Below are 25,993 nucleotides of genomic sequence, written 5' to 3' on the forward strand. Positions count from 1 at the left end.
TGGAACGGGCACGGGCAAAGCACGGCGTCTAAGTGATAGCGCCCATGCGAGGCAGAAGCGCTGATCCGCGCCATTGATGGAAAAACGACGAGGTTGGCGCGAGTGCGCTCGTGATAGGCGCGAAGCGAATCTAATGAGATGGTCACAACAAGCGCTCGTACGGAAGTCCGCCGATGGCAACATCGCTGTGGAACGTGGATTGCTACAGGTTTTATCCTGCGTGTTGGGGTTAGTCCACCCGTTGCAGGCGTTCCGCATGCCCCAACTTCCTAACCACCGCCCGAGGGTGGTCTTTTTTCCGGCGAGAAAGGCATTTCGTCCATCCTTGGCTTGCGCGAAGAGGAACTATGCCCGTAGACCTCTTACCGCCACACCATCAGGGGAGGATCTACGAAGATCTGTCGATGTCGTTCGGTGGATGAGGTGGTTCGAGGGTCCCGGAAGACTCTGCTTCCATTGGTGTCGAATTTCCCTTTTTTCAAAACATGCAGCGAGCACCTCTCCTCCTGGTATGCGGAGCGCGCGTGCTGGATCAGGTAAATTCAGACGACGCAAACGGCCGCGGACTCGAGCGTCCGAGTGTCGGCGCACACGAAGCAACAAAGCAAGGCAGTGACACACATGGAAAGTAGTGAAGAGCGCGTCGAACTATCGGAGTGGGTGCAACTTTGGACGCAGTCCACAATCGACCTTGCCCTGTTTGCGTTGACCCCGCAGGGGTTCGTCGCCTCGTGGAATCCTGGCGCCGCATCGATCTACGGCTACGACGCATCTGAGATCGTCGGGCGGCACTACTCCGTCCTGTTCGCCTCCGATGCGCGCTCGGCCGAGACTTACGAAGCCGAACTACGCGACGCCCGCGAGCACGGCAGCCACACGACCGAAGGGTGGCGAAGGCGAAAGGACGGTTCGGTGTTCTGGGCAAGCGTGGTCACCACTGCCCTCATAAAGCCGGATGGGCATGTTCGCGGGTTCGTGAAGGTCGTCCGCGACGAGAGCGAGAAACGTCGCGCCCATGACGCCGTCATCGAGAGCGAGCGGCGCTTCAGGCTGCTCGTGCAGGGTGTGACCGATTATGCGATTTTCATGCTCTCGCCCGACGGACACGTGACTAACTGGAATCAGGGCGCGCAACGTATCAAGGGGTATGCGACGGAAGAGATCGTTGGGTCGCACTTTTCCCGCTTCTACACATCTGAAGACATCGAGGCTGGCGTGCCCCACCGGGCGCTCACCACGGCCGCCAGAGAAGGGCGTTTCGAAGCCGAGGGATGGCGTGTCCGCCGCGACGGTACCCGTTTTCGGGCACACGTGGTCATAGACGCGATACGGGATGAGTCGGGCACCTTGATCGGCTTTGCAAAGATCACGCGTGACGTCACCGAGAAATACGAGGCCCAACAAACGCTCGAGCAGACTCAGGCGGCGCTTTTCCAGGCGCAGAAGATGGAAGCAATCGGCAAGCTCACCGGGGGCGTGGCCCACGACTTCAACAACGTATTGCAAGTGCTGCGCGGCAATCTCGACCTGCTACTGAGCCGCGCCTCGTGTGACGAATGGTCAATCGCGCGTCTCGCCAACGCGCTCGATGCGGTCGAGCGCGGTGCCAAGCTCGCCTCGCAGCTGTTGGCCTTTGGCCGCCGTCAGGCGCTTCGGCCGGTCTCGGTGAATCTCGCCACCATGATCCGCGGCATGGACGATTTGCTGCGCCGCGCGATCGGGGAAACCATCGAGGTGGAAACGGTCGTGGCCGGTGGCCTGTGGAACGCAATGGTGGACTGGCATCAACTGGAAAACGTCGTCCTGAACCTGGCGATCAATGCCCGTGACGCGATGCCGGACGGCGGGAAATTGACGCTCGAGCTTGCCAATGCCATGCTCGACGATAGATATGTTCGCTCGCTTTCCGATGTGCCAGCCGGTCACTACGTGATGTTGGCCGTCACCGATACTGGCAATGGGATGACGCAGGAAATCCTTGAACGCGCCTTCGATCCGTTCTTTACGACAAAGCCTGAAGGAGAAGGCAGCGGGCTGGGCTTGAGTATGGCCTATGGATTCGTCAAGCAGAGCGGCGGCCATATCCGCATTTACAGCGAACCGGGACACGGCACGACAATCCGCATCTATCTCCCCAGGTCGACGGCGCAGGCTTACGAGCCGGTGCGCCGTACGACCGGCCCGACACCCGGTGGAAACGAGATCGTCCTCGTCGTGGAAGACGACCACAAGGTTCAGGCGACGGTCATCGAGATGCTGAAGGAACTCGGTTATGGTGTGCTGAAAGCGGACAACGCAGAGCAGGCCCTCGCTGTCGTGAGCAGTGGCATGCATGTCGATCTTCTTTTCACTGATGTGGTTATGCCAGGAACGCTCAAGAGCCCCGAGATGGCTCGGCAGGCAAGGCGGCTACAGCCTGACTTACGCGTGCTCTTCACATCGGGCTACACGCAAAACGCCATCGTCCACGCGGGGCGTCTCGATGAAGGCGTAGAGCTTCTGAGCAAGCCCTATAGTCGCGAAGACTTGGCGTTCAAGATTCGACACGTGCTCGGTTCTCCCGGTGAGACGCTCGCGAAGGACAATGCCAGGGCGAGCGAACTGCAGGCCGCACAAACGCCGGCTCAGAACATCCTGGTGGTCGAGGACGACCCTTTGGCCTGCGAAGCCGTGTGCGAGCTGATCGAACTGCTGGGCCATCGGGTGTCTGCCACGGCGCACGCTTCGGGAGCGCTGACAGCGCTGGACCAGCGCCGGTTCGATGTGCTGCTCACCGATATCAACTTGCCCGACATGTCGGGCCTGGAGTTAGCGAAGCAAGCGAAAGCGATGTGTCCAGGCCTTGGAGTGATCTTTGCCTCAGGGAGCACCATCCCGCCGCAAATGCAACCCAGCTTCGCATGGTCCGAGCTTCCGAAGCCTTTCACTCTTGGTCAATTGGAGGCCGCGATACGAGCCGCGATCGCACCGCATCCGACATCTGTGCCAAAAGGCTCTATCTAGGTCCGACGGTAACAGATCCGGCCGGTCGTTCGAACATCTCTGTTCCGTGTTTGGCACTGTCAGAGAGCGGCTCAAGTGGATCGACACACCTCGTTCGTCGAAGCAGTAATTCGCAACGACGGCCAATCGAACATCTTGTTTCGATCCACAAGACACAGACCTGAATCGACCGGTTTAAGCGGTTAACGAGCGCAGATCAGCGGGTCACTTATCGACGTTCCGCGATTACCGTCGAGGGGACGGTCAGTCAAGAGGATGGCATAAGGATTGCGCGACTACGGTGGGCCGTGAATGCGTTTCGAAGCGCGAAGCGGCCCCGTTCGTCACGCGGCAGGTGCCGCAACACGCCCAGTGCACATTCGATGCGCTGAGACTTTGAGGCGAAGGACAACAGTGACGCTTAGTCGCTCCGCTCGGTCGCTCCAAGGTGACTTCTCATAATCATTGTGTACGCGGTGCCGGGACGGGCTGCGTATGTGCCCACTGAAAGGAGCCGTTGATATGTTCGTCCATAACAAACGCTTGCAATACACCGTCCGCGTTGCGACGCCGAACCCCGGTCTGGCTAATCTACTACTGGAGCAATTCGGCGGGCCGCAAGGCGAACTAGCCGCTGCGTGCCGCTACTTCACCTAGGCGGTCGGTGAAGACGATCCTGGCCGGAAGGATCTGTTGTTCGACATTGCTACTGAGGAACTCAGCCACCTCGAAGTCATCGGTTCGATTGTGGCAATGCTCAACAAAGGGGCGAAAGGTCAACTGGCCGAGGGCGTCGAGCAGGAGGCGGAGCTTTACAGGTCGCTCACCGGCGCCGGCAATGACTCGCATATCACCTCGATTCTGTACGGCGGCGGCCCGTCGCTGACCAACTCGGCAGGCGTACCTTGGACTGCAGCGTACATCGACACGATCGGTGAGCCCACTGCCGACTTGCGTTCGAATATCGCCGCCGAAGCCCGCGCGAAGATCATCTATGAACGGCTTATCAACGTCACTGAAGACCCTGGCATCAAGGACGCACTGGGCTTTCTGATGACGCGTGAGATCGCGCACCAGAAGTCGTTCGAAAAAGCGCTGCATTCCATTCAGCCGAACTTCCCGCAAGGCAAGTTGCCAGGTAACCCGGAATTCACAAGCGTGTACTTCAACATGTCCAAAGGGGGCGACGCTCGCGGTCCGTGGAACGAAGGCGGCGACTGGGAATTTGTGGAGGACCCACAGCCGGCTGTCGACGGTGGCGACGGAACGGCAACCGTTACGGTGTCTGAAGAAGACGTGCAGGTGCTTCAGTCGATGGCCTCGCGCACCGCATCCGATCCAACCACCGACCCGACCACCGGCGCGGACCTTGGCTCGGGTAAAGCTGTCTGAGTGCAGCAGAGAGCGTCTGACGCATGGACCGCGCTTGGGCGCGGTCCGACCCATAATCGACTTTATATGCCCACTGTTACATCAGAACGGACTTGCCAGTTCATCGGGAGCCGATTGATTAGATCGCAACGGCAGTAGTACCTTCGGCGCTCAGTTGGGGCCGCGTCGAACGACAGCGCAGACCTCGCCCTGTTGCACCCTCGGGCGGCGATGGCCGCGTTCGGTGCCGTTTGTCGTGCGTCGTCACAGTCTGCCGTCGAATCGCTGTGCACGAGGGACACGGAACGGCGTCAGGAGCACCGATGCGCGCATCATCTTGCCGCGTTTCGCCACCCTCAGCTACAACGTCGTCCGCGCTCTCCGGCAATTTCATTCCGCGGCGGGCGCAGCTATCGGGCGCGCCGCGGCCCATAGCTGCGCCGCGGCAGGTGTCGTTAATTCACGCTTCGCTTTCCAGCTTGCTTCACGGCCGGCGTTCCAGCCTCTTCTTCGGACACTTGTTGCTCGGCCAACAACGTCAGTTTTTCGTCCGTTGCCTTTTCTTCTTTTAGCGTTTCAAGCAGCAGATTCATCGCGTCGGTGTAGCCTAGCTTTTTTGCGAGCGCCGCTAACGTCCCATAGGTCGCGATTTCGTAGTGCTCGACTTTCTGCGCAGCTGCAATCAAGGCCGCGTCGAGAATGGGCCCCTGCTCGATTTCTTCAATCTGCTCCTGCCCCTCCTCAACGAGCCCCTCCATTGCAACGCACTTTACGCGCTTGAGCTTGATGTCCGTGTTTTCGACCACCTGGTCAATTCGCTCGATCTGCCCCTGTGTTTCTTCAAGATGGGTCTTGAAGGCGGCGGCAAGCTCAGGATTGGTCGCAGCTCGGGCGAGCTTGGGAAGCGCCTTAGTCAGCTGTTTCTCGGCACTATAGACGTCCGACAGCGCATGCACGAACAAGTCGTTTAAGGTTTTTGCAGCCATGAATTTCTCCGGTTGGTTTGTAGCGGCCCGCTTTTCAGCGGACGCACCCATGCATCAAAGGACCCTTTATTCCTCTCGCCGAAAGCACCGGACTACGTCTCCCGCGCCTAGACATGGTCCGGTGTAACCGCGGTATTGGAAGCAGTGCTTGTTCAGCAATGGATATGCCGCGTCCCAGAGCGCGCGATAGCGTAAGTCGGGTATACACCCATCACGCGGTCGTTACTTCACCCCCTTCTTTGCCGCCAGCGCTTGCGCCATCTCGAGATGATGCTGGATAGTCGGCAGCGCCTTTGCGGCAGCTTTTTTCAGATCTGCATTCTGTCCCTCTTGAGCTTCTTTCTGAAAGGCTGCGACCGCCTTTTGGTGTCCTTCGACACCAACGGTCTTGATATAGGCAGCGTCGAACGCCTTCCCTTTCAACGGTTTGAGCGCGTCGAGCACTGCGGGATCCGAATTATCTTTGGGAACTACGACGCCGTGCGGCGCCGCCATCTTGAGCTGAACCGTCAGCTTGGTGTGGTCAATCATCATCTGATGGGCGAAGTCTTTAACGTCCTTGTCCTGGGACTGCTTCGTGGCGAGCTTTGCCGTGTCGATCTCGGTCGAACTTGATTCGGATGCGGCCTGCACGAACGCTTTGTCGACTGGAGAGAGGTCGTTGGCTTGTGTCGTACTCGCAGCTTGTGTTTGAGCGAAGGCTGGCGAGAAAGCGCCAAGTAGCGCGACGATTGTCGTTGCGCGGATAGCCATATTTGTTTTCACGGGATGCTCCCTGGATTGAAATGTCGGGCTTAAGAATGAGCAACTGCTGTGCCGAGGACTCGGCCTTCTTGTCCGCCGAGTGCGTGCGTTGCCAGGTCGCGGCTGAGGCATGGTCGATGCTGAAGGTAGTTGCAGGAAATGCGAATGGGAAGTTTCCTTCTTATCGGCGACTAAAACCAGACAGGCCTGCTAATGAACAACGCCGAATCCAACCTCACTCAGTCGCAACCGAGGGATATTCAGGCGAAGACGCCTCCTGAGACGCCTGCGACCGAGACCGACCGGGCCGATCTAGAAGTCATGGTGAGAGGTTACGTCGGCGCGGACGCGCCACCGTTGTCGTACGACGGACCCAGCGGGACCAAAATCCGCTGCCATCGGTCGGTAGCGACGTATGGATCATAAATTCAGGTTCGCGGCAACGAATTGCAGGACCGACAGACCGGAGGCGACATGCGTGCGACCATAACACTCCTTGGATGCGGCGCCCCGCCGATCGACCCATCCCGTGTGCTCGCACTCATGGCTGACGAGGGGCTTGTTTGCAGTCACCAGCTGGGTCAGCGGCGTCTCGAATTTAACTGCTATGGCGAAGCCTCGGCGTTTCGCCGATTCGCGTCGCGGGCAATGATGCTGCCCGGCGTTACTTCCGTCACGTTGCAGCGTACCGACTGTGTCGAGCAACGCAGCCCGAGTGCATCGTATTAGTTTCCATCGGGCAGTATTGCCACCGGCAGCGAGCGTTTTTGCCACGTCGCCTCGTAAAAGCATTTGATGTTAGAGGTGATTTCGGCAGTGACTTCCTTGCCTTCGAGAAAGTCGTCGATATTTTTGTAGCTGATACCGTAGCTATCTTCGTCGGGACGCTGAAGGGTCAGCAATTCCAGATCCGCGGTGGGCACTTTCATGACCAAACGATCCTCGGCGCCCAGCGACCGGGCCAGCGCACGGACGCGACGCTTCGTCAGGCCAGAAAGCGGCAGTACGTCGTACGGGCGCTCGTCCAGCTTCACGATGGGCAATTGACGGCGGCAAGCGAAGGCCCAGGAAAAGCGTAGAAATTCACTGTATTGCCCCGCATATAGGCATGGATTGAGCGTGCCGTCGCAAGCGACCATCCCAGCCGGATAAGGTCGTTGGCGGGATTCCAGATGACCGCCCGGCCTGCTAACGGCTCCCGGATCATCCAAATTCTATGTCGGGCACAAGGCTGTCCAGGACAATCCCAAAAGGAGGTAAAACGGGCCAAGCGTCGCCACATTGAGTTGATTTGACGTAACGGAGCTCACCTTGCAATCTGGCCCGCCCTTTGCCGGCGCCTCGCCACGTTTGATGTTCGTCGCGCGATGAACTCAGCGGCTCAGCGGGCTGGGCGATGGGTTGTGTTCATTCTAAAGCTCCGGCCGCGCGAGATCCCCGTCGACAATCGCAATGCCGCGCTGCTGCGCCGCCGCTACGGCGCCCGTACTCGTACTAAACGGGCCGATGTCTGGGGCGCCATCAAACGGATAAAGCAGTCGGCCGTCAGTCTTGCGCACCACCTTCAAGGTTCCGTAGAACCCACTCGAAAGCGATCCGCGATAAGAGGCATATATTTGGAAGTCGCTTTGAGAGTGACCAGGCATCGCAGGCACAGATTTCGACTGGAAGAGAACGATTTTAGGGCGTCTACCGGTTGCACCCATCATGGCTCCTCGCGCTTCAGGCTGTTCAACCGTGTCCAGCAAATGCCGGTCCTTAACACCGCACGGGCTCATGTTCAGCCTGGAGCTGCCGGAAAGCGCCGCATCCGGCGATGCCTCGATAAGGCTTTGCGGCGATAGCGATCATTTCTTCCTCTCCGATAGAGTCTGCGCGGCGATAAATGCATTGAACTCGAGCTCATGCATCTTCATGCGTCTTTCTGGTTGTCTTTAGTTCGCGCTCCCATTGCGCCCATAGACTACTGCTCTCGCCGTTCTTGTCGTTGAGATAAACGGCGAGTGCCGCGCCAAGGAGCAACAGAACCACCGTCGTCGTTAACATTTCCGCCACCTTCCAGAACGGGTTCACCACATTGCGTCGCCACATGCGCGCCGATGAAACGCGCGCGGTGGAGGGCAGGAAGAGCCACTTCCGGGTCCTTCCCGCGGCCGCGATCATCGTTTCATAGTATGACGAAGGACTTGCTCGCGTCGACGTGAATTTCAATTAGGAATGGCGAATGTCTGTAGATCGGCACCCAAGCGTGCGTCCAGCGCCACCGACGACATTTGATGGGCACGACGCTTGCGCTGCTTGAAAGGCCGCGGCTGAAAGCGGGCTTTACGCGTTCACTTACTATTTGGATGATCCCATGAAACTTCTAACCACTCGAGATGGACTGCCCCGGCTGTCATGGGCCTCAATAATCGCTGGCGTCATCCTTTCGATGGTCGTCTACCTCATCATGAGCGTTCTCGGTACGGCCATTGGGGCATCGCTGCTGTCGCCAATGTCGAAGCCCGATCCGTTGCACGGGTTTGGCTTTGGGTCCGGGGTTTGGGTCATCGTCACCACGGTACTGGCAGTCTTTGTTGGCTCCTACTACGCAGGCCGCTGCGCACCGGTGCTGGGGTGGCTGCACGGCCTATTGTCCTGGGCGGTGATGACGCTGCTTATTGTGTACGGCATGACGTCGCTGATCACCGGCGCGGTCAGTACTGCCGGCAGTGTCGCCGCAACGACGGCGCAGGTAGGCGCGACTGCCGGAAACCAGGCGGGCACCAACACGTCGATGGTTGATACCGCGAAACAGCAAGTACAAGCGGCAGTCGCCTCGGCAGCATCGGCCGCGTCAGGTCCGCAGGCCGAGCAAACGGCGCGTGAGACGGCCGATACAGCTGCTCGGGGCGTGGCGCGTGCGAGCTGGTTCTCCTTTGCCGCGCTTGTCGTGGGCGCGATCATCGCAATCGTCTCTGGCGGCGCCGGCTTTCGCCACCAGCCGCCGTTTGAAGAAAGCGCCGGCACAGCAACTGGCGTTGATCCGTCACCGGGGCGCAACCGTGCAGTGCCAAGAGACGGTCGTGCATGAGGGAACGGTGCTGTGGCTTGCGACCCGGATCCGGGAGACGTGCTGATGAGAAGGAGTTATGCGTGAAGAAGAACCTTCCGCTGCGGTACCAGCGCCTGATCCTTCCGACGCAGTGCTAGCAGTGCGGTTGGGCAGAGACCACGTGCATAGACCTGTTGGTCCTTTGACATGTTCTGGATAACTTGAAATGGCACAAACGACAACCGGGGTATTAGTTCGTTTTCGGCGGCATTGATGAACCTAAGGAAGTCGGCCGCTAGCACGAAAGGGCCTCCAGGTTCGTAAGTGTCGGTCGCCTTTCATTGGATCTAGTTACTCATGACCGCTCCCATCCCATTAGGCCGGTGAACGTGGCATGTGCACGATGAATCGAGTCCCGCGTTCCGTCGATTCGACGCTTATCCTGCCCTGGTGCGCGAGGGCAATGCAGCGGCAGATGTAAAGGCCCAGGCCCACACCGGCTGCGGTCCCACTGTGGTTAGGAGAAACCGCCCTTGTCAGCGGATCGAAAAGCGTAGGAAGCGCGGCCTCCGGTATCGGATCGCCTGCGTTCGAAACGATCACGGTCACCTGTTCGTCTTGACCCTTAGCTTCGACGACAATCGGACCCGAGCCATATCGCACGGCATTGGTCAGCAAATTGACCATCAACTGTCCGAGCCGGCTCGCATCCCATCGGCCTTGCAGTGTGCCCCCAAGACGCAGGTCGATGTGCGCATTTGGGTATGACGCGCGCACTTCGTCCGCCGCGTCGGCACAGATACGCCCCATATCCTGCGACGTAAAGCTGACCGGCATTGCGTCACCCAGACGGGTGCGTGTGAAGATGAGCAAGTCGTCGATCATCTGTTTCATGCGCATTGCTCCGCGCTGTACGAATGCGACCGCTCTCACACTGGCTGAAGACAGGCTTTCGTCGTGCAGAAGCACTTCGCTCGAGTTAAGTATCGCGCCAAGCGGGGAGCGCAGGTCGTGTGCAAGCACGCCGGCAAACAGGTCCCGGATGCGCGCCGTCCGATACGCGTAGTGTCGTACCGATTCCGCGAGCACTTGATCGATTGCCTCATTGAAACGAATCATTTCCTGAAACGCTATAGCACCGTCTGGTGAGGTCTTCTGCCAGCGTCGCAACACCGTGGCCCGCAGCGCACGAAACTCTGCCACGACATCGTTGATACCGAAACCATGCGAGAGACGAGCCTCTGCGTGCTGCTGCGCGACGCGATCGAAGCTCGTTTCCCGTTCCTGCTGTTCGCCCCGCGACTTGCTCTGCTGCTGCGCTGGGCTCTGGGTGTCGCGCATGTCGGCGGCAATCGCGCTCAATATCTCGGCGGCCGAATCACGCAGTTGCGTTTCAGAGAGCTGGCTGCCCTCTTGGCTGAGTGCAAGGGCGTAGCCGGTCCAGTCGTCAATCAGCCCGGAAAGATCGGCTTCAATGAAGTTGGCGAGGCTCATTGATTCTCCAAATCAGAAGTGCGATGCCGTGTCGCGGTTGCCGTCATGCCGACGGAGCAAACTGGGCCGAGGGCGCCCGGGCCGCGGTCGGATTATTCCTCTCCGGTCCGGCCAAGTCGCCAACGTCGTTTGCGCTATCGTAGCCTATCGCAAGCCACCCAAATCCTGCCCGTCTGAATTCAGCCGACCGCGCCGCCCGCAGGCCCCCGCGCCGCGCCCAACACGAAAGAGCGCCCAAGTTCCAGAACTTCCAGGGTCCGGTGCCACCTCAAGGCAGCGCCAGATCGCGTCTTGCGTTTGCGGAGTTGTGTGCAGCGTCTCCAGGTCGGAAGCGAGTTACTGCTCGAGCGACTGCATCAGGCGCGCGAGATCCCGCGGCTCGACGTGGATGAGTCCGCCTTTCGGGCTGTCAATGTCCGCGATGAGCGCGAGCGACAGCGCGACCGTCACCGGAAGAATCGTAATGAGCAGCCCTTTGCGCAGGTTGCCCTTCGCGCCATAACCTTGCACCACGCAACCGAGCAGCGCGATGATGATCATCAGATACCACGCGCCCAGGGGAATGTGATTGATGCGCGCGGCCTCGGCGTAGTCCTGCGAGTTCAGGACGTCGTTCATGCCAGCAACGACAAGCGCGCCGATCGGTGTCGGCTGCTCTTTCGCAACTTGTGTCACGAGCTGCCACAGTTCCGTTTCGACATTTGCCGTATCGCGGACGTTTTTCGCGAGCTCCTCGGGCGAGCGCGTCCGGTAGTTTGCCAGTCTCAGCTTCGTGTAATGGAGCAGTGCCGACTTGATCTTCGCGCCGGCGGCCGCTCCGGCAAGATCCGCGCGCGAATATTCTGTGCCAATGGCATTGGCTTCGCTTTCCTCCAGCGTCTTGCGCAGGTCGTAGCGATTCACCGCCATTGAAAGGCTGAACCCGACCAGCAGCGCGAGCAGCGTCAAAGTGGATGTCTGGATGAGGTTTAAGTCTTCGCGATCTTCCGCTGGCAGCACGGCGATGCGCCGCAGCGCGTACGCACCGAAGGCCACCGCGCCGATGAACAGCACGAGAAGCACGACGAACAACACCTCCGGGTGATCGACGAACGCAGTCATTCGCTGCCCCTGTGACGCAGGTTAAGTGGAAGCGGCCTTATTCGAGCCGCGCGGGCAAGGGGCCAAGGAAAATTGCCTTGATTTTTCCGCGGCAGAATACTCGCGACAGCTCGGCGATGACGCATGAAGATCAACATCACTAGAAGGATCTGCACGGCCAGGAAGCGGCTAGTTGGCAACGGCCCGGTCTGCTGACTGGCTGCGTGCGGGCCGGGCGCCTCCTTCCAGACTTCATAGACCCGTTCGACATAACGGACGATAAGCGCGAGGAGTGCGTATATCAGCGCCTTCCATGCGAGCGGTTTGTCGGCAAAGCGATTGTTGAACGCAAGCATGTCTGCGACCCGAACGGACTTCCCAAGGATGAGCGATGCGATCAGCACCCGTGTCGACGTCGGCAGTGAGACGCCTGTGCCTCTGATCATCAACCCGCGCACGTTTCGACTGCGCCTTGCTTTCTCCTGGTCAGCGCTCCGGGCATCGACTCCGTGAGCGATGAAGCGTCATACGGCTACGAGTGCTTAATGCGAACGTGAAGCATCAAGTCCTTGAAGGGATAATGCTAAAACACTGATTCGATAGTTTTTTAAATCTATCAATGCGCTCTTTCAATCAGGGAAGTCTATTGGTCGAGCGTCTGACGCGCGTACCGCATGAGTCTTACCGTATTTGCGCCTTGTGCCTGGCTGTCTCTTTTGGCAATCGATACGGTGCATTGTCGATGGCAGGCCTTAGAACCGAATGCGCGCGCCTATAAATGGACCGGCAGTCCGTACGTTGTAGTAAAAGGAAGACGTGTTGTAATCCTGTGCGAGTATGCGGAAACCACCACTCGCGCTGACCGTTTTTGTTGCATCCCAGAGAATCGTTGCAATGAGTTGCCAGGAGTAGTTGCTGCCTCCCGCGCCGACGTCGGCGGAGCCCCATACAGACCATCTGTCCGATAACTGGTAGGCGGCCCGCACACCGAACAGCCCATCGACCCAATCGACATTCGTGCCTCGCGCGGCGCCCGCCGGCAACAGGCGACTCGTTGAAAAGGTCAGGTCCGCGTTGAGATTCGTGTATCGGAGGCCAGCGTATAGATCTACCGGCATCGTTTCGCTTTGCAAGATGCGGTATCCGCCGGCAAGCTGTACGACACTGTTTTCGAGTTTCAGCCTTGCCGTGCCCAGCGCGCCACCCAGAATCGGATCCGAATCCCTGCCCATGCTGATGTAGAACCCGTCGAAAATAATCGACCAGCGTTGCTTGCGTGCTTCGAAGGTGCCCATCACGCCAAAATCCAGATTGCTCAGGACGTTGGAGAAGTGAACATTCACGTTCTGCGCCGGGATGACATTCCCCACACGAATCGTGCCGCTTTGTCCCGCCATCCAAAGATAGGGCGTAACCGAAAACTGCCAACCGTCGTGTTCCTGAGGCGCGGATCGCTGCTGTGCGTTGCACGTTATTCCAAAGGAAAGCATTAACACGCCGGAGATCCACATCGCGTTCACGTTCGACGATTCGCAATGCATGTGACCACCTCATCGTGGAGTTGTGAGCATCGAGTGCAGATTGAACCGCGGGGCATGCGGGCGATATCGTTCTAGTAGTTCTTCAACCTCGTCGCAGTCGCTAGCCGCCCTCGTCAGGGCTTGCGCAACGGCCTCGGCACTCATGCCCCATAGCCGCTCGCATGCTCAACTGCTCGTTCGAACGTCTGCGGTGTTTGCGCCCGTCACCGGTACTTCGACGAAAGCCGCGGCTCTTCCCGCCTGCAGAAACTGGTCCGGCGTCGTAGTTTCGAACAGATGCATCGCCCGGCTGATGATGCCCGTCCAGCCCGTCTGGTGGCTGGCGCCGAGCCCGGCTCCGTTGTCACCGTGGAAGTACTCATAGAACAGCAGGCAATCACGCCAGTGCGGATCCTCCTGAAACTTCCGAGTGCCGCCATGAACCGGCCGGCGGCCGTCGCTGCCGCGCAGGAAGATGCTCGCCAGCCTTCGGGTGATCTCCTCGGCGACTTCGTAGAGCGTCATGTGACGCCCGGAGCCGGTCGGGCATTCCACTTTGAAATCGTTGCCGTAGTAGCTGAAATACTGCAGCAGCGCGCGGATAATGAGCCCGTTCACCGGCATCCAGATAGGACCGCGCCAGTTGGAATTGCCGCCGAACATGCCGGTGTCGGATTCTGCCGCCAAGTATGAAACCCGGTATTCCTGCTCACCCGTGCGGTAGACGTAGGGATGCTCCGCGTGGTATCGGGACAGCGATCGGATGCCGTACGGACTCAGAAATTCGTTCTCGTCCAGCATCTTCGACAGGACGCGTCGCAGGTTCGCTTCGTTGAGAATCGAAGCCATGCGGCGGTCGGCGACTCCCTTAGCCGTCAGGTCGTGGATCGAAGCCATGATCTCAGGACGCGCCGCGAGAAACCGCTTGAGATTCTCGAAAGCATGGGGATATTTCTCCACCAGCGCTCCATCGAACGAGGTGACGGCGCATAGCGGCAGCAGCCCCACCATGGAGCGCACTGTCAGCCGCTCGGAGCGGCCATCGGGCAACCGCAGCACATCGTAGAAGAACCCGTGTTCTTCATCCCACATGCCGCCGCTCTCTCCGGTGCGCAGCATCGACGATGCAATCCACAGGAAGTGAGATACGAACTTCACGCACATGTCGACGTAAGCAGGGTTGTTCAAGGCAAGCTGCACCGCGATCTCGAGCATGTTCTGGCAGAAGAGCGCCATCCATGCGGTGCCGTCCGCCTGTTCCAGATATCCGCCCGTAGGCAGCGGTGCGCTTCGGTCGAAGACACCGATGTTGTCGAGGCCGAGAAAGCCGCCTTCGAACACATTGTTGCCCGTACGATCCTTGCGGTTCACCCACCACGTGAAGTTCATCAGCAGTTTGTGGAACGACCGCTCGAGCCAAAGAAGATCTCCGCGCCCATAGCGGTATTGCTCGAGGCGATAGGCAAAGATCGTCGCCCAGGCGTGCACCGGTGGATTGACGTCGCCGAAGTTCCACTCGTACGCCGGAAGCTGCCCGCTCGGATGCAGATAACGCTCTCGCAGCATCAGGTCGAGTTGCTGCTTGCCGAAATCTTCGTCCACGAGAGTCAGCGCGAGAACGTGGAAAGCGAGATCCCACGCTGCATACCACGGGTATTCCCATTTGTCGGGCATCGAGACGATGTCCGCGTTGTACATGTGATGCCAGTGATCGTTGCGTGGCGCCCGCCGCTTGGGATCGAACGGGTCCGAGCCGCGTTCGGTCAGCCATTTGTCGACGTCGTAGTAATAGAACTGCTTTGACCACATCATGCCGGCAAGCGCCTGGCGCATCACATTCGTGGCGTCCGCATCCAGCGAGGCGGGAATGACCTTCGCGTAGAACTCGTCGGCTTCGCGGTGGCGCGCTTTCATCACTTCGTCGTAAGCGCTACCGAACGCCTTGCTGAAGCCGTCATCTGCCGAGGTCTGGTGCTCTGGCGTATCGCGGACAAGGCGCATACGGACGGCGAGCGACTCGCCCGAGCCGACCGTCATCGAATAGTGTGCGGCGGCCTTCGTCCCGCGCTTCTCCGGATTCACCGCCGCTTCTTGTCCGTGAACGACGTAGCGGTCGATGCCATCCTTGACGTACGGCGTCCGGTTTGCAGTGCCATAAAGGCGCTCGGTATTGGTTTCGTTTTCCGTGAAGAGAAGCGAAGCGGCGCCTTCGCAATAGAGCCGCCAGGCGCCGAGATCGGGGTGAGAGACAGCGATGACGCTATCCGTGTTGCTTGCCCACGCCTGGCGAAGCGATGGCCGAGCCACGTTTTCGGCCCATGACCAGATGTCTCGGAACCAGAGTGTCGGCAGGACATGTAGTGCGGCCGCGTCCGGACCCCGATTGATCGCGGTGATCCGAATCAGAATGTCTTCCGCTGAGGCCTTGGCGTACTCGACAAAGACATCGAAATAGCGGTCTTCGTCGAATACGCCCGTATCGATCAGTTCGTACTCGAGTTCCTGCCGGCTTCGCTGACGATTCGTCTTCACGAGGTCGTCATAGGGATACGCGGCCTGCGGATACTTGTACAGATACTTCATGTAGGAATGAGTCGGCGTCGAGTCGAGGTAAAAGTAATACTCCTTGACATCCTCTCCGCGGTTTCCTTCGCCATTTGTCAGGCCGAACATCCTTTCTTTCAATATCGGATCGTGACCGTTCCATAGGCTCACGGCGAAGCACAGAAGCTGCTCATCGTCGGAGATGCCGGCCAGTCCGTCTTCACCCCATCGGTACGCCCGCGAGCGCGCCTGATCGTGATTGAAATAGTTCCAGGCGTCGCCGGATTCGCTATAGTCCTCGCGCACCGTGCCCCACTGTCGTTCAGACAGATAGGGTCCCCATTTCTTCCACGGTGTGACGCCGCTTCGGGCTTCAACGAGCCGGTCATGCTCTGCAGTCACTTGACACCTCCTTCCACTGCGCAACGCCCGGCTGTTTCAGCCGGGGCCGGGATGGATGCCATCGGGCGACGCTTATGCCCGCTCAGTGATGAGCGCCCCCACCCGCATCGTCGAGTTGGCGCAGCACCGCGTCGAGGTTGAATGACGCAGGCTTCTGACGCGGAGGAAACGCCTTGAAGTTTTCGATCTGCGAGGCGACGACCGCCTGCATCGCATACACCAGATAGGCGTGGGAGATCATCCAGTCGTAGTACGTGTTCGAACTCTCATCCGCACGCTCGAATGGATCGCGCCGAAGATTGAACATCTTCGGAATCCGCAGCCGGACGAAAGGTTCCGCCCAGCATGCCAACTGTTTGGCGCGCTGCTCCAGCAGCACCATTTTCCAGTCACGCACGCGGATGGCCATTACGTCGCCGTCGTCGCTGATATAGAAGAACGAATCGCGCGGGCTTTCCTTCACTTCGCCCATCAGATAAGGAAGCATGTTGAAACCGTCCAGATGGACCTTGTACGTTTTCTCGCCGACGTTGTATCCCTGAAGCAGCTTTTCTTTTACCTCCGGCTCGCCAGCCGCCGCGAGCAAGGTCGTCATCCAGTCCTGGTGCGTGACTATGCCGTTGAGAACCGTGCCGGCAGGGATTTTCCCCGGCCATCGAACGAACGCCGGAACACGCCAGCCGCCTTCCCAGTTGGTATTCTTTTCGGACCGGAAGGGCGTGATGCCCGCGTCCGGCCAGCTATTGAAGTGAGGGCCATTATCGGTCGAGTACATCACGATGGTATCGTCGGCAATGCCCAACTCGTCGAGCTTCGCAAGCATCTTGCCGATGTTCTCGTCGTGCGCAACCATGACGTCGTTATAGTCGCCCTGTCCGCTCTTGCCCTTGTGCTTCTCCGCACAGTGAGTGCGGAAATGCATGGCCGTCGTGTTGTACCAGACGAAGAATGGTTTGCCTTCGTTGTGCGCCTTGTCGATGAATGCGCACGCGAGTGTCGTCGTTTCTTCGTCGATCGTCTCCATGCGCTTTTTGGTCAGCGCACCGGTGTCCTCGATTCTCTGACCGCCCTTTCCATCAGCGTGGCAGTGGAGCACACCTCTCGGACCGAAGCGTTTCCTGAACGCAGGATCCTTTGGATAATCCGGATCTTCGGGCTCCTCTTCCGCATTCAGGTGATAGAGATTGCCGAAGAACTCGTCGAATCCATGCATGGTGGGCAGAAATTCATCCTTGTCGCCCAGATGATTCTTGCCGAACTGCCCGGTGACGTAACCCAGCGGCTTGAGCATCTGCGCAATGGTCGGGTCCTCCGCTGACAAACCGACATCCGCACCCGGCATGCCGACCTTGGTCAGTCCCGTGCGGATCGGATTCTGTCCGGTAATGAATGCTGCGCGGCCAGCCGTGCAACTTTGCTGAGCGTAGTAGTCTGTAAATGCCACGCCCTCATTGGCAATGCGATCGATATTGGGCGTGCGATAACCCATCTGCCCGCGGCTGTTGAAGCTGATATTCCACCATCCGATATCATCGCCCCAAAGAATCAGAATATTCGGCTGCTTTGTCGCCATGATTACTTCCACTCCTTTTCAGATAGCGCCCGCTGAGCTTTGCGCAGCCGGGCGAAGGATGCATCAATCACCGAACCGAGCCAGAATGCCGCTCGCCGGCCCCTGCTCTGTGAGCTCGTAACGGCCACCGACGTCATTGGGCACCACCTGACCCATCATGAGGTGCGCCGCTCTTCACTGCTCCCTGAGTTGAACGAACGACGCGGCGCGTTGTCGCCGTGGCAGAATTTGAACTTCCTGCCACTGCCGCATGGACAAGGCGCATAAGGTCCGCGCCGTTTATCTTCGATGGCGGTTATCGCCATCACATCGGACGGCGGCCGGCCATCGTGCAGGAGTTTCGCCATCGTCTCCATTGCATGGCGCGACTGCGTAAAGAACAACTCGAGACCGGGGCACAAATAGTTATGCCCTGCTTCACCGTCCCGTGAAAGCGCGAAACGGTCCTTCGGACATCCGCCGTTGCACAACGTCCTCACCGCGCAGCTTCTGCACTGGGCCGTGAGCGAACTGCGTTTGTCCAATCCAAACCTGCGTTGTTCGGCCGACGCAATGAGTTCGAGCATATGCGTTTCGTGGATATTGCCCAACCGATATCCGGGCTCGACGAAGTGATCGCAGGAATACAGATCTCCGTTGTATTCGAGCGCAGGGCCGAGGCCGCAAGTCGGAGCGTGAATGCACAGCAAATGACGGCCGAAGAAGGCCTCGAGCGTCACATCGAACAATTGCACGAAGACGCGTCCGACGTCCCGGCGTACCCACTCTTCGAATACATCCATGAGGAAGAGCCCGTACTGTTTCGCGCCGACCGAACGATCGGTGACGAGATTGCCGGTCTGCGTGTACAGCACGCGCTTGTGGCCCGCCCGCTCGCTCCAGCCGCGGTTCGCGAGTTGAATCGTCTGTTCAGTTGCGCGCTCGATGATAGGGATGAATTGAATCCACTTTGCGCCGAGTTCATCGCGAAAGAAGCGATAAACCGAGCGGCCATGCCGTTCATTGGCGGAATGGACCGTGCACAGGATGTTGAACTCGACGCCGTGCCTGCGCAGTTGGTTCCAACCCTTCATGACCAGTTCGAAAGTGCCCTGCGCGCGGCGATCGACACGAAACGTGTCATGGATTTCACGCGGACCATCGACACTCAGGCCCACGAGAAAGTGATGCTCTTTGAAGAATTCGCACCATTCGTCATCAAGAAGAATGCCGTTGGTCTGAAAAGTATGATTAACCACCTGTCCAGGCTTGCGGTACTTTTCGACGTATTCGACCGCGTGCCGGAAGAACTCGACCCTCATGAGTGTCGGTTCGCCGCCTTGCCAGGCCACGGTGACCTCTGGCGTGCGATGCGATTCCAGCAATTGGCGAATATAGGTTTCGAGCGTCGCCTGAGACATCCGATGCTTTTCATTCGGATACAGCGCCTCTTTCGACAAGAAAAAGCAGTATTTGCAATCGATGTTGCAGGTCGAGCCGCTCGGCTTGGCCAGCAAATGAAAACGCGGCGGCGCATCCGGCGGCCGGCTCTCAGCCAGTTGGGGATTTGCAATGCTCGATGACGAAGCGCGTGACTGCAACGTGGCCTCCATTCGCCGTACACTCCTCAGCTGTCAAAGTGCCGATGATTGCCCGAGACCGCGGACCGGGCGCCTCAAGATTCGGCGGGGTTGGAATTGAAGCAGAAAGTCCTGGCAAAGACGTGATACGTATTTAAGACAGCTTGCAAGGCGAAAGCAAATTCAATTTCACGGTTTGCGAATAAAACGTATTGGCGAGAACGACCGTCTCGCGCGAGGGTCACTCGTACGTCACTCGAGGCACGCAATGCCCCGAGGAGTTGTTGGTGCCGTGCCGCAACCAGCGATATGGGAGTAGATACATGAGAAACCCCTGCCATTCGCCGCGTCTTTGAAGTGGACGCTTCTCGCAATCGCGCGTCCCATGAACTAGATTTACGTTGACGCTCGGGAGCGGCTTTAACGGTTCGTGACAGAAATGAATGCGTCGCCGCAACTCGGTCCTACAAATTCTTGCGGAGGCTGGTGTGGTTAACGTGCAAGCGCGCTCGGCGAATCAACTCGCCGAAGAACGAACCGACCTCGCAACGACGCGCACGCTGATGGCAGCCGATCGCACGTTGATGGCATGGACGCGTACTGCGCTCTCGATGATCAGCTTCGGCTTTACGATCTATAAGCTGCTCGAAGGATTCAGGGAAGCGGGCGTTCATCTGGCGCATCCGCACAGCCCGAGAACCATCGGCCTCTTTCTCACGGGAATGGGCACCGTGTCGATGGTGCTCGGAACGATTGAGTACTGGCGATTGATCGTCAGTTTGCGCGAATATCATGCCGTCAGTATTTGCCGGCCGACATTTTTTGTCGCGTTAGTCATGGCCTTTTCGGGTAGTTTCCTCTTTATGAGCATCATCATAAGGTTGCTCTAGGCGCACGCGAGGCGCGGCATGCGGCAGCCTTTTCGCCGACCTCGTTCGGGATCGAATGGTCGCTGTACCTATTCAAAGGTGGCAGTGTCGTGACTGAAACCCTGATAGTCGTGCTCAAGCTCTCTATCGGCGTGTTGATCGCCTGTGTCGGTGCTGGAACTTCGTTTTCCGAACTGACCTACGTATGGCGACGTCCCGGTCTATTGCTCCGCTCTCTTGCAGCGATGTACCTTCTCGTCCCTCTGGTCGCCTTCGGCCTTGTGCTGATTATGCCGATCGAGCGAGGGGTCAAGGCGGCGATGCTCGCGCTCGCTGTGTCTGCGGGCGCCCCGCTGCTTCCAAAAAGATTAAAGACACTGCATAGCGCGCAATACATCTTTAGCCTGCTGATCACATCCTCGCTCGTCGCAATTGCCGCCGTACCTGTGTGGACCGCGTTACTGAGCGCCTACTTCGACGTGGAAGTAACGCTGACCGTACGTACTGTCGTGACGGACATTGCCAAAACTATTCTTCTGCCGATCCTGGTCGGCATGGGGCTTCGCCTGATTTTTCCAGTCTTATCGGAACGGCTGTCGAACCGGGTCATGACGGTCGCCTGGGTTGTCCTCGCCGTCTCGGGCATTATTCTGCTGTTTGTCCATAGGGAACACCTGGCGGGTCTCACCTGGCAAGGCGTGTTCTCACTCGTAGGACTCATGGTTGGGGCACTGTTCATCGGCCAGATTCTTGGAGGGCCAGACGCCGATGAACGAACGGCGCTGGCGATCGCGTGCGCAATGCGGCACGTGGGTATAGCGTTGGTGGTCGCGTCGGAGTTCGTCGGGGTGAAAACATTGGTACTTGTCGTGGCGTACTTCGTCACCGCCTTCATTGTGTCGAGCATCTATTTGAGATGGCGACGACGGCGATTCCTGAGCGTTGATGGCGAGGGACTCTTTCGATAACCCGTGCTACCGCGGTCGAGTTATGCCGTGCGATTGACCTATACGCAGGTTCGCTGGCGGCCGTGGCTTAGTCACGGTCGTTGACTCATTCATTTCGCTAAAGCCACCCCGCCCATGCGAGAGGGCACCAAGACGTCCCACTCGAGCCTGCGCCCGCGACACACCGCCTAAAGCCCATAACCTCAGGAAACGAATGACGCACTTCCGATGCGTCTTGTGGATTGCAGATCCGCCGGATGGTTTGACTATCGATACGGGAAAACGCGCGGTGTAATGTCAGACCTTTAAATCTCCGAGCCGTCCGCTTTGCCATCAATGACGTCTTTAGCCAGCCGCGTGAGTCGGCTGAGAGCTTCCGCTTCCGAGAATACGGCGGTCCGCCAGGCAGGCGTGAACTGCCTGTCATCATCAGCGTCACCCACCTCACGCGTGATAACAAACGTGCCCGAGTACGCGCCGCTATCGTCAGGACCGGTCACATCCACACTGATATTGCATTCCTTGTATGTCGAGTTTTGGGCTGTCATTACCCCTCCTTCGCAATAGTCGAGGATTCCAACATGACAAACGAACTCACCAGTCAAGTGGGAGCTTCGTTGTTGTCGCGAAGCGCCGTACGCACCTCATCCGATAACACAGGATAGCCTCTCCGACTGTGGCGTGAAGCGACTCGTTCAACTCTTCCCTGAAGCCGTCTCTGTCTCGGCGAGCGCCTTCAGGAACGTCTCGGACCACCAGCGAACGTCCTGCTCTCGGACTCGGTTCGAAAGCGCCGCATGTCGATTGATGCGTTCATCGAGCGGCATGACCAATGCCCGTTGAATGGCGTCTGCCGTGCCCTGCGTATCATAGGGGTTGACGAGCAGCGCCTCGGTTAGCTGCTCGGCCGCACCGGCGAAACGCGAAAGCACCAACATGCCCGGGTCAGCCGGATCCTGAGCAGCGATGAACTCCTTCGCCACCAGGTTCATGCCGTCGCGCAACGGCGTCACCAGCGCAACACGACTCGCGCGATAGAGTCCCGGCAGTCGTTTGCGAGCCACATTGCGATGAATGTACCTGACCGGCATCCAGTCCAGTTCTCCAAAGTCACCGTTGATTGCGCCGCACAGGCTGTCCATTTCACGGCGAAGATCGTCGTACGCCCCGACATCTTCGCGGCTCGGCGACGCGATCTGGATCAACGTAGCGCTGTCACGATTTTCCGGATAGCGCTCCAGTAGTTGTCGGAAAGCGTGAATCCTTTGCGGTAGTCCCTTCGAGTAATCGAGTCTATCGACGCCGAGAAGCAAGCGCCGCCGCGAGTATTCCTCACGCATGCGTGCAAACATCTCGCGCCCTTCCCTGGCCCGGGCGAGGCGCGCAAAGTCCTCGACGTCTATGCCAATCGGGTAGGCCCCGACCTGTAGCGTGCGATCGAACGCACGGAGGTGGTTTGGACCCAGGCGAACGGCCCGAGCCTCTGATTCGACATAGTGCGAAAAGTGCGTGACATCGGACTGCGCCTGGAAGCCGACGAGATCGTACGCGAAGAGCGAACGCATGAGCCATTCGTGCTCGGGGATCGCCGCCATGATCAGTGGAGGCGGCATCGGAATGTGCAAGAAAAAGCCGATGCGATGTTTGCAGCCGGCCGAACGTAATTCGGCGGCCAGCGGGATCAGATGATAGTCATGCACCCATACGATGTCATCTGGCTTCAACAATGTCAGCAGCTTGCGGCCGAACAACTGATTCACGCGCCGATAACCTTGCGCGAAGCGCGTGTCGAACTTCGCGAGATCCAGACGGTAGTGACATACTGGCCAAAGCACACCGTTGGAGTATCCCAAGTAGTAGCTGTCGTGATCCGCACGGGTCAGGTCGAGCGTCGCCAGTGTCACATTGCCGCTCGTATGAACATCGAGCTCGTGCTGTTCGTTAGCGTCACCTTCCACAGTGTCGCTGAGTTTGCCGCTCCAGCCGAACCAGAGTCCCCCTGTTTGTTCGAGGCTTTCCCGCAGGGCGACCGCGAGGCCTCCTGCCGCAGCTTTGCGAGGATCGGCGGTACGGTTTGATACGACCACCAGACGGCTCATATCGGGCTCGGGTTGGCATTTGAATCGAATATCGCGGAAGACCTTTAAGCGCCGGGTTTCAGTCTATAGTTCCGTTTCCGCAGCGGCGCCCCGCATCCGCATCGGGCGCCGATGCCTCTAACGCGACTTCACGTCCGCCTCGCCGTTTATCCATGGGCGCAGAGCCTCGGGCGTGCGCATATCGGCCGGCACCTCGAAGTCGCGCGCCGCACCGCGCATCTCCTCGGCCGACCGCGGGAATCCGGTGCGCATACTGTATAGCGTCACATAGCGCTCGGTGTCCGCCTCTGCGGCATCAGCTGATCTGTCGGCGGACAGTGTGACGCCCGTATATACATCGAGCGCTGTCACGGCCAGGAGATTCGTGACCGCGCCGATGGCGCGCCCCCGGCCCTCCGACGCAACGCCATCGGACTGCGAGGCGACTGTGGCGAGATCAAGGACGTCGCCACCGACGCGCGCCCACACATACGGCGCAGGATTGCGCGACATCAAAATGCCGATTCCGCAAGCGATCTCACGAAGTCCATAGAGACGCACGAGCGCCCGGCTGCTGCCTTCGAGTCCCGCCGCGCGCGCAACCGTTCTCGGCGCAAGCAGTTCGGCGGCGCCTAACGCCAGGCTGTACCACCCGAGCCCGCGTGCGAGCGAGCGCGTCTCGGATGCGGAAAGAAGTGCACTTCGTGCGGGATCGCTACGAGGGTTCATGGATTCACCTGACCTTGATTGTCAACACTGCATGACTTTCGGTTTGAGGACGACCCTGACACACCGTCCTTCTTGTCGCCCAACGTCTTGGACATGGCGGCACCGTCGGAAGAGGCAACGTATGCGTTATCACGCGTCGTTCCATCGGATGACGTAGGTCTGCCCATGCGCCATTTTCTTCGCGCGCAATCGCTATTCCCGCGACGCTGCCCGATGGTCGGACGCACCGAACGCAAGCAGAAACCCTCAGGCACCTCATATGCTCGCGTTAAACAAACATCACATACGCACGTCAAAGGGGCTCGACCAATCATAGCGGCGTCAAAGAATGAGAAATTTTGCCTTTTCAAACTGGACTTTTCTGCGCCGCCACCTGGTTTTTTTCAGGGAGGCCTTACTGCACCCTTGGTCAGCTGGCGCGATCTTTCCAAGTTCACGACGTCTCGCGGAAGCAATGGCACGGCCGGTGCCGCTTGCCGGCACCGGCCCTGTCGTGGAACTAGGCGCCGGCACGGGCGCAGTGACCCAGGCCTTGCTCGATCGCGGTGTCCGCCCAGAACGCCTGCTTGTCGTCGAGCGCGCGCCGGCCCTTGCCGCCCATTTACGGGCACGATTCCCGCAGCTTCGAATCATCGAAGGCGATGCACGAAACCTCTCGAGCTTTTTGACGGACCCTGGTCGGATCGACGCCGTCGTGTCCAGCGTGCCACTTCGTTCGTTGCCTTACGCCGAATCGCGTTCAATGGTCGCGCACTGGTGCAGCGTACTTCCGACCGGGACGCTGTTGATTCAGTTCACTTATGCGCTGTACGGTCCACCAAGACATCTCAGCCATGAATTCGTCGAGTTGTCGTCCGAGGTCACGTGGCTGAATCTCCCTCCGGCCAGGATACTCACACTCGCGCTTCGAACACCGCCTTCCACGCGCGCAAGTATTGCGCCGGCAGTACAGGGCTGAGAGCAATGGGCCGTCGCAAGGTCGGCCGCTTGCGTGCGCTGACGTTGAATCGCTCTTGCCTTTTTTAGCAGAACACTTGCGTCGGCACACATGGCGCGGAGGTTTGCCCAGCCTAGGTTGCATCACCGCCCGTAATTTCCGGCGCGATCGCTGCGTGGTTGATGAGCGCAACGAGCGATATGCCTCCAATTACATTACCGATCAAAGTCGGAATGAGGAAGACAAAGAAGTAGTCGCCGAGGCCGACAGCGCCGCTGAAGACGGCATAGAGGCCCTCCACCGATCCGGCAATTACATGGGACAAATTGCAGGCGGCAACCACATAGGTGATCAACAAGACGGTCAAAAGCCGCGCTGAGCGCGCGCTGGGTAATAGCCATACCATGAGCGCGATCAGCCAGCCCGCCAGCACTGCCCGCACGACGGTCACGCCGAAGCTGCCAGAGAACGGCGCTTCGGCGACGCGATCGAGTGATGCTTGAACGTCCGTGGAAAATACACCAGGCAACTGGAGCATCGCCGCGAAGCAGGCTGTTCCAATCAGGTTCCACGTTAGTACGATCCCCCAGAGGCGAAGCGCCTTCACGACTGTTTTCAGATCACGGCGCGTCAGCACTGGAAGCACAACGCTGAGCGTGCTCTCCGTAAACAGCTGTTGCCGACCGAGAATGACGATCACAAAACCGATGGTGTAACCGAAGCTCGAAACAAGCGGCCGCCACTCACTGTCGGGCAGTTCACCATCAAGGACCGCCTGCATCAGGAATGAAAAACCCATCGACAGACCCGCCGCGAGCGCCGACCATGTAAGCGCGGAAACCGTGCGTTCCATGGCTGCCTCGCCCTCTTCCCGCACTATTTCGTGGATGACGAGCGCGGCAGGCGTCGAGTGGTCGGCAGCCTGTTCTTGCTCACCTTTATTAAGGTGAGGCGAATTGGAACCCGCTTCTGTGTCAGACATGGAACCTCCAGTTTGAGTGGATCGATTTCGATAAGTAGCCATCCTTCATGGAGGGTCGAAAGACCTCCGCTCCAGTGTCGGCATTGCTGTGGAGAGAATCAGAAAGTCCGCCAGGTGCACGGGTATCGTCTGCGATTGAACTCAACACCGCAGTGTGGATGG

Annotated in this window: 20 protein-coding genes and 2 pseudogenes; 6 read left to right on the plus strand and 16 right to left on the minus strand. The window is 58.9% G+C overall.

All coding sequences use genetic code 11. From position 1 onward, the window contains the following. Positions 1 to 621: 621 nt before the first annotated feature. Both NCS58_RS19805 and NCS58_RS19810 read left to right on the plus strand, forming a co-directional pair. Positions 622 to 3,003: a PAS domain S-box protein gene (locus NCS58_RS19805; protein ID WP_061118131.1), complete on the plus strand. Its 2,382-nt coding sequence runs from the start codon at positions 622 to 624 to the stop codon at positions 3,001 to 3,003. 501 nt (positions 3,004 to 3,504) lie between these two features. Next, positions 3,505 to 4,374 (plus strand): annotated as a pseudogene (locus tag NCS58_RS19810) (manganese catalase family protein). Between the two features lie 434 nt (positions 4,375 to 4,808). On the opposite strand, the gene NCS58_RS19815 reads toward NCS58_RS19810, so the two are convergent. The 5 genes and pseudogenes from NCS58_RS19815 to NCS58_RS19835 all read right to left on the minus strand — a co-directional run bounded on the left by NCS58_RS19815 (position 4,809) and on the right by NCS58_RS19835 (position 8,294). Then, on the minus strand, positions 4,809 to 5,339 hold the full coding sequence (locus tag NCS58_RS19815; RefSeq protein WP_061118130.1) for a ferritin-like domain-containing protein: 531 nt from the start codon (positions 5,337 to 5,339) through the stop codon (positions 4,809 to 4,811). Positions 5,340 to 5,561: 222 nt separating this feature from the next. Further along, positions 5,562 to 6,092, minus strand: a complete 531-nt coding sequence (locus NCS58_RS19820) for a DUF4142 domain-containing protein (RefSeq protein ID WP_061117962.1) — start codon at positions 6,090 to 6,092, stop codon at positions 5,562 to 5,564. A gap of 716 nt (positions 6,093 to 6,808) precedes the next feature. Next, positions 6,809 to 7,093 (minus strand): annotated as a pseudogene (locus NCS58_RS19825) (NAD(+) synthase); the annotation flags it as partial. A 402-nt stretch (positions 7,094 to 7,495) separates the two neighbouring features. Continuing rightward, the gene (locus tag NCS58_RS19830) at positions 7,496 to 7,861 is read right to left on the minus strand and encodes a DUF6723 family protein (RefSeq protein WP_311394673.1); all 366 of its coding nucleotides are present in this window, start codon (positions 7,859 to 7,861) and stop codon (positions 7,496 to 7,498) included. Positions 7,862 to 7,985: 124 nt separating this feature from the next. Continuing rightward, a complete protein-coding gene (locus NCS58_RS19835) occupies positions 7,986 to 8,294 on the minus strand; it encodes a hypothetical protein (protein ID WP_250477474.1) in 309 nt (102 codons plus the stop codon). Positions 8,295 to 8,439: 145 nt separating this feature from the next. On the opposite strand from NCS58_RS19835, the gene NCS58_RS19840 reads away from it, so the two are divergent. Then, on the plus strand, positions 8,440 to 9,156 hold the full coding sequence (locus tag NCS58_RS19840; RefSeq protein ID WP_061117959.1) for a YrzE family protein: 717 nt from the start codon (positions 8,440 to 8,442) through the stop codon (positions 9,154 to 9,156). Between the two features lie 336 nt (positions 9,157 to 9,492). On the opposite strand, the gene NCS58_RS19845 is transcribed toward NCS58_RS19840, so the two are convergent. The 7 genes from NCS58_RS19845 to NCS58_RS19875 form a co-directional block, all read right to left on the minus strand. Next, positions 9,493 to 10,611 (minus strand): sensor histidine kinase, encoded by a 1,119-nt coding sequence (locus NCS58_RS19845; protein WP_061117958.1) that lies wholly within the window; start codon positions 10,609 to 10,611, stop codon positions 9,493 to 9,495. 336 nt (positions 10,612 to 10,947) lie between these two features. Beyond that, a complete protein-coding gene (locus NCS58_RS19850) occupies positions 10,948 to 11,712 on the minus strand; it encodes a hypothetical protein (RefSeq protein ID WP_061117957.1) in 765 nt (254 codons plus the stop codon). Next, entirely contained in the window at positions 11,709 to 12,137 is a 429-nt protein-coding gene (locus tag NCS58_RS19855) for a hypothetical protein (protein ID WP_061117956.1), read from the minus strand. The genes NCS58_RS19850 and NCS58_RS19855 overlap by 4 nt, the downstream gene beginning before the upstream one ends. A 306-nt stretch (positions 12,138 to 12,443) precedes the next feature. Next, entirely contained in the window at positions 12,444 to 13,232 is a 789-nt protein-coding gene (locus NCS58_RS19860; RefSeq protein WP_143756324.1) for a hypothetical protein, read from the minus strand. A 165-nt stretch (positions 13,233 to 13,397) separates the two neighbouring features. Then, positions 13,398 to 16,157: an MGH1-like glycoside hydrolase domain-containing protein gene (locus NCS58_RS19865; protein WP_061117954.1), complete on the minus strand. Its 2,760-nt coding sequence runs from the start codon at positions 16,155 to 16,157 to the stop codon at positions 13,398 to 13,400. Between the two features lie 82 nt (positions 16,158 to 16,239). Then, positions 16,240 to 17,730: an arylsulfatase gene (locus NCS58_RS19870; protein WP_061117953.1), complete on the minus strand. Its 1,491-nt coding sequence runs from the start codon at positions 17,728 to 17,730 to the stop codon at positions 16,240 to 16,242. A 155-nt stretch (positions 17,731 to 17,885) separates the two neighbouring features. Beyond that, positions 17,886 to 19,226, minus strand: coding sequence for an anaerobic sulfatase maturase (locus tag NCS58_RS19875; RefSeq protein ID WP_250477476.1), 1,341 nt, complete (start codon positions 19,224 to 19,226; stop codon positions 17,886 to 17,888). Between the two features lie 506 nt (positions 19,227 to 19,732). On the opposite strand from NCS58_RS19875, the gene NCS58_RS19880 reads away from it, so the two are divergent. Beyond that, positions 19,733 to 20,179, plus strand: a complete 447-nt coding sequence (locus NCS58_RS19880; protein ID WP_086960984.1) for a YidH family protein — start codon at positions 19,733 to 19,735, stop codon at positions 20,177 to 20,179. Positions 20,180 to 20,268: 89 nt separating this feature from the next. After that, positions 20,269 to 21,126 carry a bile acid:sodium symporter family protein gene (locus NCS58_RS19885; protein ID WP_061117951.1) on the plus strand — a complete coding sequence of 286 codons (858 nt, stop codon included), beginning with the start codon at positions 20,269 to 20,271 and terminating at the stop codon, positions 21,124 to 21,126. A gap of 284 nt (positions 21,127 to 21,410) precedes the next feature. Here the strand turns inward: NCS58_RS19885 and NCS58_RS19890 are convergent, their stop codons facing one another. The 3 genes from NCS58_RS19890 to NCS58_RS19900 all read right to left on the minus strand — a co-directional run bounded on the left by NCS58_RS19890 (position 21,411) and on the right by NCS58_RS19900 (position 23,912). Then, positions 21,411 to 21,653, minus strand: coding sequence for a hypothetical protein (locus tag NCS58_RS19890; RefSeq protein ID WP_061117950.1), 243 nt, complete (start codon positions 21,651 to 21,653; stop codon positions 21,411 to 21,413). A gap of 147 nt (positions 21,654 to 21,800) precedes the next feature. After that, the gene (gene otsA, locus NCS58_RS19895) at positions 21,801 to 23,204 is read right to left on the minus strand and encodes an alpha,alpha-trehalose-phosphate synthase (UDP-forming) (protein WP_061117949.1); all 1,404 of its coding nucleotides are present in this window, start codon (positions 23,202 to 23,204) and stop codon (positions 21,801 to 21,803) included. A gap of 117 nt (positions 23,205 to 23,321) precedes the next feature. Continuing rightward, positions 23,322 to 23,912, minus strand: a complete 591-nt coding sequence (locus tag NCS58_RS19900) for a hypothetical protein (protein ID WP_061117948.1) — start codon at positions 23,910 to 23,912, stop codon at positions 23,322 to 23,324. A 328-nt stretch (positions 23,913 to 24,240) separates the two neighbouring features. On the opposite strand from NCS58_RS19900, the gene NCS58_RS19905 reads away from it, so the two are divergent. Further along, entirely contained in the window at positions 24,241 to 24,870 is a 630-nt protein-coding gene (locus NCS58_RS19905) for a class I SAM-dependent methyltransferase (RefSeq protein WP_086960980.1), read from the plus strand. A gap of 112 nt (positions 24,871 to 24,982) precedes the next feature. On the opposite strand, the gene NCS58_RS19910 is transcribed toward NCS58_RS19905, so the two are convergent. Then, positions 24,983 to 25,831, minus strand: a complete 849-nt coding sequence (locus tag NCS58_RS19910) for a formate/nitrite transporter family protein (protein WP_250477478.1) — start codon at positions 25,829 to 25,831, stop codon at positions 24,983 to 24,985. Between the last annotated feature and the right edge of the window lie 162 nt (positions 25,832 to 25,993).

It is taken from the genome of Caballeronia sp. INML3B, from assembly GCF_023631305.1.
GTDB lineage: Bacteria > Pseudomonadota > Gammaproteobacteria > Burkholderiales > Burkholderiaceae > Caballeronia > Caballeronia turbans.